Annotated in this window: 11 protein-coding genes; 3 read left to right on the plus strand and 8 right to left on the minus strand. The window is 67.9% G+C overall.

Annotated features, from left to right (window positions below; translation table 11 throughout):
- Positions 1 to 19 precede the first annotated feature (19 nt).
- The 5 genes from ACIQBL_RS12635 to ACIQBL_RS12655 all read right to left on the minus strand — a co-directional run bounded on the left by ACIQBL_RS12635 (position 20) and on the right by ACIQBL_RS12655 (position 8,529).
- Positions 20 to 2,458 carry an FAD-dependent oxidoreductase gene (locus ACIQBL_RS12635; RefSeq protein WP_401940131.1) on the minus strand — a complete coding sequence of 813 codons (2,439 nt, stop codon included), beginning with the start codon at positions 2,456 to 2,458 and terminating at the stop codon, positions 20 to 22.
- A gap of 516 nt (positions 2,459 to 2,974) precedes the next feature.
- Complete coding sequence (locus tag ACIQBL_RS12640) at positions 2,975 to 3,934, minus strand: ABC transporter substrate-binding protein (protein WP_401940134.1); 960 nt, start codon at positions 3,932 to 3,934, stop codon at positions 2,975 to 2,977.
- Between the two features lie 13 nt (positions 3,935 to 3,947).
- Positions 3,948 to 5,951: an ABC transporter permease gene (locus ACIQBL_RS12645; RefSeq protein ID WP_401940136.1), complete on the minus strand. Its 2,004-nt coding sequence runs from the start codon at positions 5,949 to 5,951 to the stop codon at positions 3,948 to 3,950.
- A complete protein-coding gene (locus ACIQBL_RS12650) occupies positions 5,951 to 7,039 on the minus strand; it encodes a glycine betaine/L-proline ABC transporter ATP-binding protein (protein WP_401940139.1) in 1,089 nt (362 codons plus the stop codon). The genes ACIQBL_RS12645 and ACIQBL_RS12650 overlap by 1 nt, the downstream gene beginning before the upstream one ends.
- Before the next feature lie 20 nt (positions 7,040 to 7,059).
- Positions 7,060 to 8,529 (minus strand): aldehyde dehydrogenase family protein, encoded by a 1,470-nt coding sequence (locus tag ACIQBL_RS12655; protein ID WP_401940142.1) that lies wholly within the window; start codon positions 8,527 to 8,529, stop codon positions 7,060 to 7,062.
- 220 nt (positions 8,530 to 8,749) lie between these two features.
- On the opposite strand from ACIQBL_RS12655, the gene purU reads away from it, so the two are divergent.
- On the plus strand, positions 8,750 to 9,622 hold the full coding sequence (gene purU / locus ACIQBL_RS12660; protein WP_401940145.1) for a formyltetrahydrofolate deformylase: 873 nt from the start codon (positions 8,750 to 8,752) through the stop codon (positions 9,620 to 9,622).
- 149 nt (positions 9,623 to 9,771) lie between these two features.
- Here purU and ACIQBL_RS12665 read toward each other — a convergent pair whose 3' ends face one another.
- Together ACIQBL_RS12665 and betA are read right to left on the minus strand one after the other, a co-directional pair.
- Positions 9,772 to 10,608, minus strand: a complete 837-nt coding sequence (locus tag ACIQBL_RS12665) for a 5,10-methylenetetrahydrofolate reductase (protein ID WP_401940717.1) — start codon at positions 10,606 to 10,608, stop codon at positions 9,772 to 9,774.
- A 6-nt stretch (positions 10,609 to 10,614) separates the two neighbouring features.
- Complete coding sequence (gene betA, locus ACIQBL_RS12670; protein WP_401940148.1) at positions 10,615 to 12,282, minus strand: choline dehydrogenase; 1,668 nt, start codon at positions 12,280 to 12,282, stop codon at positions 10,615 to 10,617.
- A gap of 183 nt (positions 12,283 to 12,465) precedes the next feature.
- On the opposite strand from betA, the gene ACIQBL_RS12675 reads away from it, so the two are divergent.
- Both ACIQBL_RS12675 and ACIQBL_RS12680 read left to right on the plus strand, forming a co-directional pair.
- Positions 12,466 to 12,699: a hypothetical protein gene (locus ACIQBL_RS12675; protein WP_401940151.1), complete on the plus strand. Its 234-nt coding sequence runs from the start codon at positions 12,466 to 12,468 to the stop codon at positions 12,697 to 12,699.
- A 776-nt stretch (positions 12,700 to 13,475) separates the two neighbouring features.
- On the plus strand, positions 13,476 to 14,222 hold the full coding sequence (locus tag ACIQBL_RS12680; RefSeq protein ID WP_401940720.1) for an IclR family transcriptional regulator: 747 nt from the start codon (positions 13,476 to 13,478) through the stop codon (positions 14,220 to 14,222).
- A 1-nt stretch (position 14,223) separates the two neighbouring features.
- Here ACIQBL_RS12680 and ACIQBL_RS12685 read toward each other — a convergent pair whose 3' ends face one another.
- Complete coding sequence (locus ACIQBL_RS12685) at positions 14,224 to 15,354, minus strand: aromatic ring-hydroxylating dioxygenase subunit alpha (protein ID WP_401940154.1); 1,131 nt, start codon at positions 15,352 to 15,354, stop codon at positions 14,224 to 14,226.
- Positions 15,355 to 15,389 lie beyond the last annotated feature (35 nt).

Below are 15,389 nucleotides of genomic sequence, written 5' to 3' on the forward strand. Positions count from 1 at the left end.
GGCGTTCTCGTCCTTCCGGCTAACCGCGGAGGCGGGACATCGTCGGGTCGAACAGTGGCTCCGCCGCTACGACCGCCTCGACGCGCTCGTCGAAGTAGCCGATGTGCAACCGGGTGCCGGGGGTGGCGAGTTCAGTCGGCAGCCAGGCGTAGGCGATGCCCTTGCCGATCGTGTAGCCGTAGGCGGCGCTGGTGACGTAGCCGACGGCGCGCTCGCCGTCGTAGACCGGCTCCTTGCCCATGACGACCGAGCGGGGGTCGTCGATGGTCAGGCAGGTCAACTGCCTTCGTACGCCGGCCTTTCGGCGCTCAAGGGCCGCCTTGCCCACGAAGTCGCCCTTGTCGAGCTTGACGGCGAAGGCGACGCCGGCCTCGTAGGGGTCGTGCTCGTAGGTCATGTCGGTGCCGAAGGAGCGGTAACCCTTCTCCAGGCGGAGGCTGTTGAAGGCGCCGCGCCCTGCGATGACACCGCCGAGCGGTTGCGCGGCCTGCCACAGGGTGTCCCAGAGTTTCTGGCCCTGGTCGGCGGTGGTGTACAGCTCCCAGCCGAGTTCGCCGACGTAGGAGAGGCGCATGGCGGTGACGGGGACCGTGCCGATGTAGGCCTTTTTGGCGCGGAAGTACTTGAGGCCGTCGTTGGTGAAGTCCTCGTCCGTCAGGGGCTGGAGGACCTTGCGGGCCAGCGGGCCCCACAGGCCGATGCAGCAGGTGCCGGGGGTGATGTCGCGGACCTGGACCGTGCCGTCGGCCGGGAGGTGGCGGGTGAGCCAGTCGAGGTCGAGGTTGCCGTTGGCGCCGACCTGGAACCGGTCGCGGGCCAGGCGGGCGACGGTGATGTCGCTGCGGATGCCGCCGTCCTCGTCCAGCAGCAGGGTGTACGTCACCGAGCCGACCGACTTGGCGACCTTGCCGGTGACCAGGCCCTCCAGGAAGTCGGCGGCACCCGGGCCGGTCACCTCAAGGCGTTTGAGGGCCGTCATGTCGTACATCGCGACGGTCTCGCGGGTGGCCTGTGCCTCGGCGCCGACGGTCGGCGACCAGTACTGGGCCGCCCAGTCGTTCGGGGTGGGGATCGAACGGCCTTCCACCAGGCCCGAGTTGGCCTCGTACCACTGCGGGCGCTCCCAGCCGTTCGCCTCCAGGAAGACCGCGCCGTGTTCCCGCTGGCGGGTGTGGAAGGGGCTGGTGCGGATCGGGCGCGGCTTACCGGACGGCTGGAGGGGGTGGAGGATGTCGTAGACCTCGACGAAGTTCTGGCAGTCGCGGGCCAGGACGTATTCCGGGGCGAGTTGGTGTTCCTCGAAGCGGTTGACGTCGCACTCGTGCAGGTCGAAGGACGAGCAGAAACCGTCCACCAGCCACTCCGCCATCGCACGGCCCACTCCAGCGGAGTGCGTGACCCAGACCGCCTCGGCGACCCAGAAACCCTTGACCTCCGAACTCTCCCCGAGGAGCGGGAAGTTGTCGGTGGTGAAGGAGAAGAGGCCGTTGATGCCCTCCTCGACCTTCGCGTCCTTCGTCGCGGGCAGCAGGGACTGGGTCTCCGTCCAGGCGTCCGCGAAGTCGTCCTCGGTGAACTTGCGGACGGACGGCATGTCGTCGGCCTCGTCGACGGAGAGGATGTCGTCGGCCGAGATGGGCATCGGGCGGTGGCCGTAGTAGCCGATGCCGATGGCGTCGAAGCGGTCGCGGTAGTAGAGGTCGGCGTCCTGGTGGCGCAGGATCGGGCGGACGGCCTCCTCGGACTGGCCGGCGAGGGCAGGTACCGGTCCTGTCCAGGCGAGTTGGTGGCCGAGCGGGGTCAGCGGGAGGTTCATGCCGACCATGCGGGCGATCTTCGGGCCCCAGATGCCGGCGCAGCACACGACGATGTCGGCGGGGATCTCGCCCTGGTCGGTGCGGACGCCGGTGACGCGGCCGTCGGTGTGTTGCACGTCCAGGACCTCGTGGCGGGCGAGGAAGGTCACCCCGCGCTCCGTTGCCCGGCGGATCTGGGCCTCCACCGCGAGGACGGCCTTCGCGAGGCCGTCGGTGGGGACCAGGAGGCCGCCGAGGACCCTGTCGGGGTTGAGGAGCGGGTGCTGCGCGACGCATTCCTCCGGGCTCAGCAGGCGGGCTTCGATGCCCCAGGCGGTGATCCAGCCGTGGCGGCGGTGGAGTTCGGCGACGCGCTCGGGGGTGGTGGCGACTTCGAGGCCGCCGACCTGGAGGAAGCAGGGCTTGCCGTCGACGTCGAGAGAGCAGAACTTCTCGACCGTGTAGCGGGCCAACTCGGTCATCGTCTTCGAGGAGTTGGTCTGGAAGACCAGCCCGGGGGCGTGCGACGACGAGCCCCCGGTGGCGGGCAGCGGGCCCTGGTCGACCACGGTCACTTCGGTCCAGCCTCGCGCGGAGATCTCGTCCGCGAGCGCCGCCCCCACGACGCCCGCTCCGATGATGACCACTCGGGGTCCCGCCATCGCCGCACCTCCGGCTAGAAAGCAATCCAGTTGCTGTCTGCGCAACATGCTTCAGGTTGCGCAACTCAATGTGCCCGGCGCCGGGAGCGGGTGTCAAGGGGTCCGTGACGTCGGAAAACAGCCCGAAACACACCCCGGAACACAGGGATTCCGGCGGGCGGCGGGTCAGGTGGCCGCGGATGGCGCCGTGCGGGCCTCGGCCCGGGAGGCGGAGGCAAGGTGAACGAGACCTCCACGGACAACGGCGCTGCGGTCCTGCGGGAAACTCTCACGGAAAAAGGCGCCTTGCCGGGTACGACTTCCGGAAGCATGCGAACTTCCATTTGTCACAGCCCAGCAGGCGCCTTCTGCCGTTCTCCCACTCACCGGCCGATCAGCAGGCGGTGAATCCAGGATCAGTCATGGAGCGGGCAGGGGCCTCGAACTTCCGATGACGAGGTCCGCACCCTTGAACTCCGTCGTCTTGGAGTGCCACGCAGCCGGGCGCCAAGACCACTCAAGCAAGTGATGTCGGTGCTACTTGAGCCAGGCCTTGACCTTGTCGGGGTTGGCGTCGACCCACTTCTTCGCGGCGGCGTCGTCGGACAGCTTGTCCTGGGCTATGTACTTGGCCACGGTGTTCTGGTCGTCGTTCGTCCAGTTGAAGTTCTTCACCAGCTTGTACGCGGGGCTGCCGGACTTGGCGAAACTGGCGCTGACGACCTTGTCCAGGTTGTAGACGGGATAGTCGCAGGCGACCTTCGTGGCGACGGCGTCGCACCCCGTCGTGTACGCCGGCAGCGCGACCTTCTTCAGCGCCACCTCGGACAGGAACCACTGCGGCTCGTAGAAGTAGCCGATGACCCACTGCTTGTTCTTCTCGGCGGTACGGAAGGCCTGGATGAGCGCGGTCTCGCTGCCCGCGTACACCACCTTGAAGTTCAACTTCAGATTGGTCACCAGCGCCGCGTCGTTGGTGACGTACGACGGGTCGCCGTCGAGGAGCTGGCCCTTGCCGCCCGACTCCGAGGTCTTGAACTGGGACGCGTACTTGTTCAGGTTCTGCCACTTGAGGACATCGGGGTGGGCCTTGGCCAGCCACGGGGGCACGTACCAGCCGATGAGGCCTTTGTTGCCGGTCTGACCCGCCTCCACAGCCGTCTTCTGCCCGGTGATGTACTTCTTCTTCAGGTCGTCGTGGCCCCAGTTCTCCAGGACCGCGTCGACCTCGCCGGTGCCGAACCCCTGCCAGGCGATCTGTTCCTTCAGGTCCTTCTTGTTGACCGTACAGCCGAGGTTGTGCTGCGCGACGTACGCGACGACCGCCGCGTCCGCCTCGTAACCCACCCACGGGTTGACGGCCAGGTTGAAGGTGCCGCACTTGCCGCCCGAACTCGACGAGCCGGAGGAGGCGCCGACCTTCGCGCCGCCGCATGCAGTGAGGGTGAGGCCGAGGGCGGCCAGGCCGGCCGCGCCGACTCGCCAGTGTCTTGTCATGGTGTCCTGCTCCTTAAGCGCTGGTGCGTCGCGCCGCAGCCTGAGTGATCCGGTCGAACATGACTCCGAGCAGTACGATGGCGAGCCCCGCCGCCAGTCCCTTGCCGACCAGCTGTCCCTGCTCGAATCCGGCCACGACGTCGTAGCCGAGGGCGCCGGCTCCCACCAGACCGCCCACAACAACCATCGACAGCACGTAGATCAGGCCCTGGTTGGTCGCGAGAGTCAGGGCGCTGCGTGCCATCGGGAGTTGAACCTTGGTGATGATCTGCCAGGAGTTGCACCCGGCCGCGGTGGCCGCCTCGACGGTGGTCTCGGGCACGGCCCGCACCCCGTCCGCGATGATCTTCATGGCGACCGGCGCCGCGTAGACGACCGCGGCGACGATGGCCGTGAAGCGTGTCGGGCCGAACAGCGCGAGGAACGGCACGAGATAGACGAACGGCGGCATGACCTGCGCGGCGTCCAGAGTGGGCCGCAGCAGCCGGTCCACCAGCATGCTGCGCCCCATCCACACACCGAAGGCGATGCCGAACACCATCACCAGCACCGTCGCCACGACGGTCGAGGCCAGCGTCGTCATACTGTCCGACCACACGCCCGTACCGACAAGAAGGCCCACGCACACGGCAGTTGTGACCCCGGAGCGCCAGCCGCCGAACACCACGCCGATCCCGATCAGGGCCGCGCCGACGAGCCACCACGGGGAGTCGGTGAGCAGCGACTGGAACGGGTTGAGCAGTCCGTTGGTGATCGCGTCACGGAAGGCGTTGGTGATGCCGGACAGGTTGTCCTGTGCCCAAGTCGTCACGCTGTCCGCCGCGTTGGCGATGTGACCGCCGGTGGTGCCGTCGCCCGGGAACTGCGCCGCCCACAGGTACGTGTGCGACAGATAGACCAGCACTACGACGCCCACGGCGCCCGAACCGAGCAGCGGGCGGCGCCACTTGAGGAATCGGCCGGTCGCGTTGCGGGCCTGTTCCGCGCGCGTGCTGGACGCGGTGGTGACCCGGTCGAGGACGATGGCCATGATCACGATGGCCAGGCCCGCGTTGAACGCCGTACCGACGTCGAGCGACTCCAGGGCCTGCATGACGGTCTTGCCGAGGCCGGGCGCGTCGATCAGGGCCGCGATGGTGACCATCGCGAGGGCGGCCATGATCGTCTGGTTGACGCCCATCACCACGGTCCGCTTGGCCATCGGCAGCAGCACCTTGAGCAGCGACTGCCAGCGGGTCGACCCCATCGAGTCGGCCGCCTCGACGGTCGTCTCCGGTACGGAGCGGATGCCGTGCGCGGTGATCCGGATCGCGGGCGGCGCCGCGTAGATCACCGTGGCGATGACGGCGGAGGCCGGGCCGATGAGGAAGATCAGGGTGAGCGGGGCCAGGTAGACGAAGGTCGGCATCGTCTGCATGAAGTCCAGGAAGGGCGTGATGATCCGGTTGAACCGGTCGGACAGCCCCGCCCACACCCCCAGCGGGATCGCGAACACCAGCGCCACGAGCACGGCGGAGAGCGTCAGCGCCAGGGTGTCCATGCTCTCCTGCCACAACCCCTGGAGCCCGAAGAAGGCGAAGCCGGCCATGGCGAGCAGCGCGACCCGCCAGTTGCCCACGGCCCAGGACACGAAGCCGGTGATGCCGACGACCCCGAGCCAGCCGATCTGCGGCAGCGGGCGGTCGCCGCTGGGCTGCGAGATCAGGTTCTGGACGAAGGTCACCAGGTTGTCGATGACCAGGCGGATCTCGTTGAAGAAGTAGAGGAAGAGCGGATTGGAGTTGCGGTTGGCGCCGACCGAGTCGTTGAGGTCGTTGAACCAGCGGTGCAGACCGGTGAGATCGGCCGCAGCCAGTGTCAGCGTCTGCTTGCCGCGCAGCACGGCGAACAGCACCAACCACACGACGAGGATCGCGCCCACCAGCACGGGCCGGGTCACCCTGCGCACGGCGGGGACCGCGGGAGGGGCTTCCGCGACCCGCTCCGTCTTCTCCGGTTTCTCCACGGCGACGGTCATCACGCGTCGCCTTCCTGCCCGGCGACGACCGCGAGGATCTCCTCGTCGCCGACGATGCCGAGCAGCTTGCCGTTCTCGACGACCTTGACCGGCTTGTCGGCCGCCAGCACGGCCCGGGTGGCCTCGCGTACGACGACGTCCGGTCCCAACTCCGGCCCGTCCAGGGCGTCTCCGTCCACCGCCGGACGCATGATCCAGCGCAGGGTGAGGACGTCACCGCGCGGCACGTCCTTCACGAACTCGCGTACGTAGTCGTCGGCGGGGGCGCCGACCAGCTCGTCACCGGTACCGCACTGCACCATCTTGCCGTCGCGCATGATGAGGATGCGGTCGCCCAACTTGAGGGCCTCGGAGAGGTCGTGGGTGATGAACACCATGGTCTTGCCGACCTCGTGGTGCAGCCGGATGACCTCGTTCTGCATGTCGCGGCGGATCAGCGGGTCGAGCGCCGAGAACGGTTCGTCGAAGAGCAGCACGTCCGGGTCACCGGCCAACGCCCGGGCGAGACCGACACGTTGCTGCATACCGCCGGAGAGCTGGTCCGGGTAGGAGTTCTCGTACCCCGACAGACCGACCAACTCGACGACTTCCAGGGCCCGTTCGGTGCGCTCCGCCTTGCTCATGCCGCGGATCTCCAGGCCGAACGACACGTTGTCGACGACCTTGCGGTGCGGCAGCAGCCCGAAGTGCTGGAAGACCATGGAGAATTTACGGCGCCGCAGCTCGCGCAGCCGCTTGGCGTCCGCGTCCCGGATGTCCTCGCCCTCGAAGACGATCTCACCGGAGGTCGGTTCGATCAGCCGGGTCAGACATCGCACCAGGGTGGACTTCCCGGAGCCGGACAGGCCCATGACGACGAAGACCTCGCCGGGCGAGACCTCGAAGTTCACATCGCGTACGGCGGCGGTGCAGCCGGTGCGGTCCATCAGCTCACGTCGGGTGAGCCCGCACAGTTCCTCTGAGTCGGGTACCTGCTCCGCCTTCGGCCCGAACACCTTCCACAGCTTGCGCACGGAGATGACCGGGGTGGGGCCCGAGTCCTGGGGCGTGCCGCGCCGCTGCGGCACCTCGGTCTGTGCTGGGGTCACGATCGACCTCTTTTCGGCGTTCAGCCGCGGAACCAGTGCTGCGGCCGGGGTTGGATGTTCTGCCAGATGTGCTTGGGCTCTCGGTACTCGTCCAGGCCGGTCGGTCCCAACTCCCGGCCCACGCCCGAGTGTCCGAAGCCACCCCATTCCGCCTGCGGCACATAGGGGTGGTAGTCGTTGATCCACACCGTGCCGTGCCGCAGCCGCCGGGCGACCCGCTGGGCCTTCCCCGCATCCTGGGTCCAGACGGCTCCGGCGAGTCCGTACTCGGTGTCGTTGGCGATGCGTACGGCGTCGTCCTCGTCGGTGAAGCGCTCGACGGTCAGCACCGGCCCGAAGGACTCCTCGTGCACCACCCGCATGTCCTGCGTGCACCCGTCCAGCACGGTCGGCGGATAGAAGTACCCGTCGGCGAGGCCGAGTTCGGTCGGCCGCGCGCCACCGCATCGCAGCACGGCCCCCTCGGCGATCCCCGCCGCGACATACGCCTCGACCTTCTCCCGGTGCTGCGCGGAGACGAGCGCCCCGGTCTCGGCCTCGGGATCGAAGGGCCCGCCGAGCCGGATCTGCCGCGCACGACGCACGACCTCGTCCACGAACCGGTCGTGCAGCGAGTCCTCGACGATCAACCGGGCACCGGCGGAACAGACTTGGCCCGAGTGCAGGAAGACGGCCGTGAGCGCGAAGTCCACGGCCGTCTCGAAGTCGGCGTCGGCGAAGACGACGTTGGGGTTCTTGCCGCCCAGCTCCAGCGCCACCTTCTTCACGGTGGCGGCGGCGGTGGCCATGATGCGCTTGCCGGTCTCAAGTCCCCCCGTGAAGGAGACCATGTCGACGGCGGGATCCTCGGAGAGCGGCGCCCCCACCTCGGGCCCGGTACCGAGGACGAGGTTGGCGGCACCGGCCGGCAGCCCGGCCTCCTCCAGCGCCTTCATCAGCAGGATGGAGGTGGAGGGCGTCAGCTCACTCGGCTTGAGTACGACCGTGTTCCCCGCGAGGAGCGCCGGAGCGACCTTCCAACTGGCTTGCAGCAGCGGATAGTTCCAGGGCGTGATCAGCCCGCACACCCCAACGGGCTCGTACACGACCCGGCTTACGGCGTCGTCGCGCCCGGTGTCGATGACCCGCCCGGCGTCGGTCCCGCCGATCCCGCCGTAGTAGCGGAAACAGGAGACGACATCGGCGATGTCGTACTCGCTCTCCACCAGCCGCTTGCCGGTGTCCAGCGACTCGGCGCGGGCGAACTCCTTGGCGTCGCGCTCAAGGATGTCGGCGGTGCGCAGCAGCAGCGCGCCGCGCTCCCGCTCGGGGGTACGCGGCCAGGGCCCTTCGTCGAACGCGCGGCGGGCGGCGGCGATCGCGGCCTCGGTGTCGGGACGCGTTCCCTCGGACACCGTCGCGGTGAGCGTGCCGTCGGCGGGACAGCGGATCTCGCGGTGACCGCCGGCCACCGCGTCGCGCCATTCTCCGTCCACATACAGGTCTGCCACGTGTGGAGCCCTTCGAGCGAATTCCGTTGCGCATCGTGCACCGTATTGCTTGTGGTGGAACACCTTGGCGAATGTGCAGACATACGTCAAGGGGTTGGCAGATGACGATTTCGCCATGCGGCCCCTTGCGCGTCCACCTCTTGACCGCGGGCGCCACCCGGCCCAACCATGTTGCGTATCGCTCACCTTGTTGTGCAATACGCACCGACGGAGGCCGCCCATGTCCCCTCGACCGCACCCTGGCCGCGAATTCGTCCTCACTCTCTCGTGTCCGGACAGCGCCGGACTGGTCCACGCAGTGAGCGGCTTCCTCGTCCGGAACTCCGGCAACATCCTGGAGAGCCAGCAATTCGATGATCGACTCAAGGACCGCTTCTTCATGAGGGTCCACTTCGACGTTTCCGATCCAAACGCCGACCTGAAAACTCTGCGTTACCGATTCGGCCCGGTCGCCGAGGCCCACCACATCTCCTGGACCCTGCGGGACGCCTCGACTCCCACCAGGACCCTGATCATGGTCTCCAAGTTCGGTCACTGCCTGAACGACCTGCTGTTCCGCCGGCGCACCGGCGCCCTCAACATCGAGATCCCGGCGATCGTCTCCAACCACCGGGACTTCGAGAGCCTCGCGGACACCTACGGCATCCCCTTCCACCACGTCCCGGTCACCAGGGACACGAAGGCCGACGCCGAGGCACGCCTCCTGGAGCTCGTACGCGACCTGGACATCGACCTGGTGGTACTGGCCCGCTACATGCAGATCCTCTCCGACGACCTCTGCAAGCAGTTCGAAGGCCGCGCCATCAACATCCACCACTCCTTCCTCCCCAGCTTCAAGGGCGCCCGCCCCTACCAGCAGGCGTACGACCGCGGGGTCAAGCTCGTGGGCGCCACGGCGCACTACGTGACACCGGAACTGGACGAGGGCCAGATCATCGACCAGGACGTGGTCCGCGTCGACCACTCGCTCGACCCGGAGGAACTGGTGACGGTGGGGCGGGATGTCGAGGCACAGGTGCTGGCGCACGCGGTGAAGTGGCACAGCGAGAGCAGGGTGATGGTGGACGGGAATCGGACGGTGGTGTTCCGGTGAGGGGGTGAGGGTCGTATACGGCTTGTGGTGGCGGGACTTGAGGCGCAGGCCGACACCATCCAGCCCGTTGGGGGTCCCCCCTCTGGGGGAGTTTGAGGACGAGGCCCCTTCAGGGCCGAAGCTGGGTCTGGGGGCGCAGCCCCCAGCGGCTACTCCCCCAGCCTCTCCAGCGCAGCGCGACGCCACCGCTCCGTCTCCGCAACCTGGTTGAAGGTGAACACGTGCAGGCCCGCCACCCCCGCCGACGGCCCGGTGAGCGCCTCCGCGCCACGGGCGAGCAACCGGTCGGGCGAGTAACCACCAGGCGCGGCGAACCGTAGAAACCAGGACGCGTGCTTCGTGAGGAAGCGCGTCGACTCCCCCACCCCGATCTTCGTCGCCATGGCCAGCAGCTTCGCCCGCTGCACAGGCCCCGCGACGCCCACATACAAGGGCAGGGTGACGTCACGCCGCCGAATCCGCCCCACCCACTCACCGAGCACGCGCGCGTCGAAGCACAGGTTGCTCACGATGTACGTGGCGTGGGCGCGCTTGTCCCACATGGCCTGGATGGTGAGGTCGTCGTGGATGAGGGGATGGCTCTCGGGATACCCGGTGATGCCGACGTGGGAGAACGGGCTGCCCAGCTCGCTCAGCCTGCGCAGCACCGGCAGGGCCCCGTCGTAGGCCCCGGCCGGCGGATCCGCGTCCCCGGCGGGCACGAAGACGTCGTCGACGCCGGCCTCTCGGAGCCGGTCGACGACATCCTTGAGATGCGTGTCGTCCCGCAGCAGCCGCGCGGGCACATGCGGGACCACGCGGTAACCGTGCGCCGCCAGCCGCCCGACGAGGTCGAGGGTCGGCTCCAGGCCCTTGACCGGCGACGCCGTCACGGTGACGACGACGTCGCGCGGTACATGGGCGAGGACCTTCTCCTCGGTCGCCCTGGCCGGCAGCACCTCGTAACGGACGCCGGAAAGCAGCGCCTTGAGACCGTCGCCGCCCAACACGCCCTACCCGGCCTGCTTCTGGGCGTCGCGGTGCCGGTAGTACACGGCCTTCGACGGAGCCAGTGGCTCCTTGCCCAGGATGAGATCGGCCGCCTTCTCGGCGATCATCATGACCGGCGCGTAGATGTTGCCGTTGGTGACGTACGGCATCACCGACGCGTCGACGACCCGCAGTCCCTCAACTCCGCGCACCCTCATGCTGGTCGGGTCGACGACGGACATGTCGTCGGTGCCCATCTTGCAGGTGCAGGACGGATGCAGGGCTGTCTCGCCCTCCTTGGCGACCCAGGCGAGGATCTCCTCGTCGCTCTCCACGGACGGGCCGGGCGAGATCTCGCCGTCGTTGTACGGGGCCAGCGCGGGCTGGTTGAGGAGCTTGCGGGCGACCCGGACCGACTCGACCCACTCGCGACGGTCCTGTTCCGTGGACAGGTAGTTGAAGCGCAGCGCCGGGTGCTCCAGCGGATCCTTGCTCTTGATCTTCACCGAGCCGATGGCGTCGGAGTACATGGGCCCGACGTGCACCTGGTAGCCGTGGCCGCCGGCCGGCGAGGAACCGTCGTAGCGGACCGCGATCGGCAGGAAGTGGAACATCAGGTTGGGGTAGTCGACGTCCTCGTTGCTGCGGGCGAACCCACCGGCCTCGAAGTGGTTGGTCGCGGCGGGTCCCTTGCGGAAGAGCCACTGCAGGCCGATGAAGGGGGCCCGCCACTTCGCCATGTACGGCTGCATGGAGACGGGTTGCTTGCAGGCGTACTGGATGTACACCTCCAGGTGGTCCTGCATGTTCTCGCCGACGCCCGGCAGGTCGTGGACGACGTCGATGCCGAGCGCGCTCAGCTCCTCCGCGTTGCCGACCCCCGAAAGCTGAAGCAGCTGCGGGGAGTTGATGGCGCCGCCGCAGAGGATGACCTCGCGGGCACGCACCTGCTGGACCTTGCCGCGGTGCCGGTACTCGACGCCGACGGCCTTCTTGCCCTCGAAGAGGACACGGGTGACCATCGCGCGGGTGGTGACGGTGAGGTTGGGCCGCTTCCGCACGGGCTTGAGGTACGCCTTGGAGGCGGAGAGCCTGCGCCCCCGGCTGACGTTGCGGTCGAAGGGCGCGAAGCCCTCCTGCTGGTAGCCGTTGACGTCCTCGGTGCGCGGATAACCCGCTTCCTGCACGGCCTTGAGGAAGGCGCCGAACAACGGGTTGGCGGCGGGCCCGCGTTCGAGGACGAGCGGCCCGTCGTGACCGCGGAACTCGTCGTCGGGCTCGGCCGCGAGACAGTTCTCCATGCGCTTGAAGTACGGCAGACAGTGCGCGTAGTCCCAGCTCTCCATGCCGGCGTCGGCGGCCCAGCGCTCGTAGTCCATGGGGTTGCCGCGCTGGAAGATCATGCCGTTGATGCTGCTGGAGCCGCCCAGCACCTTGCCGCGCGCGTGGTAGATGCGCCGGTCGCCCATGTGCGGCTCGGGTTCGGACTCGTACTTCCAGTCGTAGAACCGGCTGCCGATCGGGTAGGTGAGCGCCGCGGGCATGTGGATGAAGACGTCCCACGGATAGTCGGGCCGACCGGCCTCCAGGACCAGCACCTGATGGGCGGGGTCCGCGGAGAGCCGGTTCGCCAGTGCGCTGCCGGCGGATCCACCGCCGACGATGACGAAGTCGTATTGCAGGGGAGCCATGATCTCTCGTCTCGCTCGCGCCGTAGATACGCGAGGCATGCTAATACGGGTATCGCTATACGCACCAGGTTGCGAGCAACGCAACTTGCAAGGTCCGGGTTTCGTAGGTGTTACAGGCCCCGGCGTTGTTCACTCCAGCACATCCCCCGGCACGGCGGGCAGGCGCCGGCGGCCGGTCACGAGGTGAGCGGCTCGCTCGGCGACGGCGAGGAAGGCAGGGGAACACGACGAAAGGCCGCCAGGCTCCGCCCGCGGTCGACGACCTGCCGACGGGGTTCCCAGCGCGCCCGTGACCCTGCGAGGCGCGCCACGGCCACCCGGGACCTCGGCACGATCGACGCGGCCCATCTGCGCGAGGCGCATCGCATCCTGGAGTCCGGTTCCACCATCGGCAAGGTGACGCTCACCGGATTCTGATCCCGCAGTGAACCTCTTTCTTCTCCAAGCCGTTTACAGAGCGGAAGTGGATCAGTCCTTCTCGTAATCATGGAAAGGTGACGGGCATGCGAGTCACGAGGTTCACGCAGGAGCAGAGAATCGGCCATCTGCTCAGCTGGGCGACCGAATGGAACGGAGTGCGGCGAGGGCGAAGCATGTGGGCGTACTCGCTGAGCCTGGGAGGTTCTCATGCCCTTCTGAACGACTGGGTCAACAACGAGAAGCTGAGGGAACTCCTCTCGCCGGAAGAGAGGAGCGTGATTGACGCGGCACGCCGAAGGGCGACCCAGCGCGAGACCGCGGGGAATCGCGGAGCACGGTAACGGCGTATGTCCATCAGCCTTTTATCGCATTGTCGAGACAGGGAGCACCGGGGTCGTCGGTGCTCCCTCTCAGTTCTCCGCGCCCTCCCGGGAGGTGCCGCTCACAAGGTGTGACTCTCAAGTGGACATACACAAACAGCCAGTTCGATTTCCCCCTTTTCGCATTTCACCGTGCGGCCGCCCGTGCCCGTCGGCGTCGGCCGCAGTCGCTCCCGCGACGGCTGATCGAGCCCGAGGAGATCGCGCACATGGCCGTCCACCTCCTGCCGTGACGGGTGGACTCCCATCGGCGGCCGACTCCGCTGTCCCTATCAGGGAAAAGGGCCTGATCAACGTCCCGACAGTAAACAGGTTGTACCGTACTGCGCGTATAGTTTCGCTGTGAGCAACTACAGTCCAGATACTGAAACGACAGGTTCGCAGTCCGGCGGAGTGCAGTCCGTGGACCGTGCCATCAGCGTGCTGGAGATCCTGGCCCAGCGTGGCGAGGCCGGGGTCAGTGAGGTCGCCGGCGAGATCGATGTTCACAAGTCGACGGCGTTCCGGCTGCTCGGCGCCCTGGAGGCGCGCGGGTTGGTGGAACAGGCGGGCGAACGCGGCAAGTACCGGCTCGGGTTCGGGATCGTACGGCTGGCCGGCGCGGTCACCGGGCGCATCGACATCACCCAGCAGGGCCGCCCGGTCTGCGAGCGCCTCGCCGAGGACATCGGCGAGACCGTCAACATCGCGGTCATGCAGGAGCAGTACGCGATCAACCTGTACGAGGTGCGCGGCCCCGGCGCCGTCACCGCGCACAACTGGGTCGGCGAACTGACCCCGTTGCACGCCACCTCCAGCGGCAAGGTCCTGCTGGCCCACCTGCCCGCGAAGGAGCGCGCCGCGCTGCTCGCGGAGGCCGGCCTGAAGAAGGTGACCCCGCACACCATCACCTCGAAGACGAAGCTGGAGAAGCATCTCGCCGAGGCCCGGGAGCGCGGATACGCCTGGACCCTGGAGGAGTTGGAGGTCGGGCTGCACGCCGTGGCCGCCCCGGTGCGCAACCGGGACGGCGAGGTCGTCGCCGCGGTGAGCGCCTCGGGACCGGCGTACCGGTTCACCGAGGAGCGTCTGCACGAACTCGCCCCGGTGCTGGTCAAGGGCGCCGAGGAGATCAGCCACCGCATGGGCTACCTGGGCTGAGTCACCCCTGCTGGGTCCCCAGGCGGTCGTTCACCCAGTCGTGGAAGGCGCCGATGTGGTGCTCGCTGGGCACCAGCACCCCGCCCTTGGCGTACATCCGGGAGCTCATCCCGGGCTGCGTGCGCTCGCACGCCTCGAAGTCCTGGCGGTTGACCCGGTCGAAGAGTTCCACGGACCGGCTGACGTCCTTGCCGCTCTCGACGACGTGCGGGAGGTAGAGCCAGTCGCACTCGACGATCGTGCGGTCGACGGCCACCGGGTACATCCGGTGGAAGATCACATGGTCGGGGACGAGGTTGATGAACACCTGCGGCTTGATGGTGATCGCGTAGTAACGACGGTCCTGGTCCTCGCTGACCCCGGGAATGCGGTCGAGCCCCGCCGAGCCGTCGACCGTGAATCCCTGGACCTCCTCAGCGAACTCGGCGCCGTGGCCGACGTAGTACTGGGCGGCGTAGCCGTCGGCGAACTCCGGTAGCACCTCGGTGAGTTCGGGATGGATCGTGGCGCAGTGGTAGCACTCCATGAAGTTCTCGATGATGAGCTTCCAGTTGGCCTTGACGTCGTAGACGATGCGTCTGCCCACCGAGAGGTGGTCGACGTCGTAGTGCTCAAGGGACTCGACGTCGCCTAGCCGGGTGACGACCTCGCTGATGACGTCCTCGTCGAACGACGGCGGGTTCTCCGCCAGGTTGACCCACACATAGCCGAGCCATTCGCGGACGGCGACGCTCACCAGGCCGAACTCGGTACGGCCGACGTCGGGCATCTTCGTGAGGTTGGGGGCCGCGACGAGCTTGCCGTTCAGGTCGTACGTCCAGGCGTGGTACGGGCATTGGAAGGCCCGTTTCACCTCGCCGGCCTCCTCCGTGCACAGCTTGGCGCCGCGGTGCCGGCAGACGTTGAAGTAGGCGCGTATCGAGTTGTCGCGGGCACGCGTGATCAGGATGCTCTCGCGGCCCACGTCGACGGTCCGGAAGGCGCCGGATTTGGCCAGGTCCGAGGAGCGCACGACGCAGAACCACATCGTCTCGAAGATGCGTTCCTGCTCCTGGGCGAAAATTTCCGGGTCCGTGTAGGAGGAGCCGGGCAGGGTGGCGATCAGGCTGTCCGGCAGGCTGGTCGAGGTCACAGAGCACTCCTCGGAGAACGTCGTGGGTCGGTCAT

Source organism: Streptomyces sp. NPDC088350, assembly GCF_044753545.1.
GTDB lineage: Bacteria > Actinomycetota > Actinomycetes > Streptomycetales > Streptomycetaceae > Streptomyces.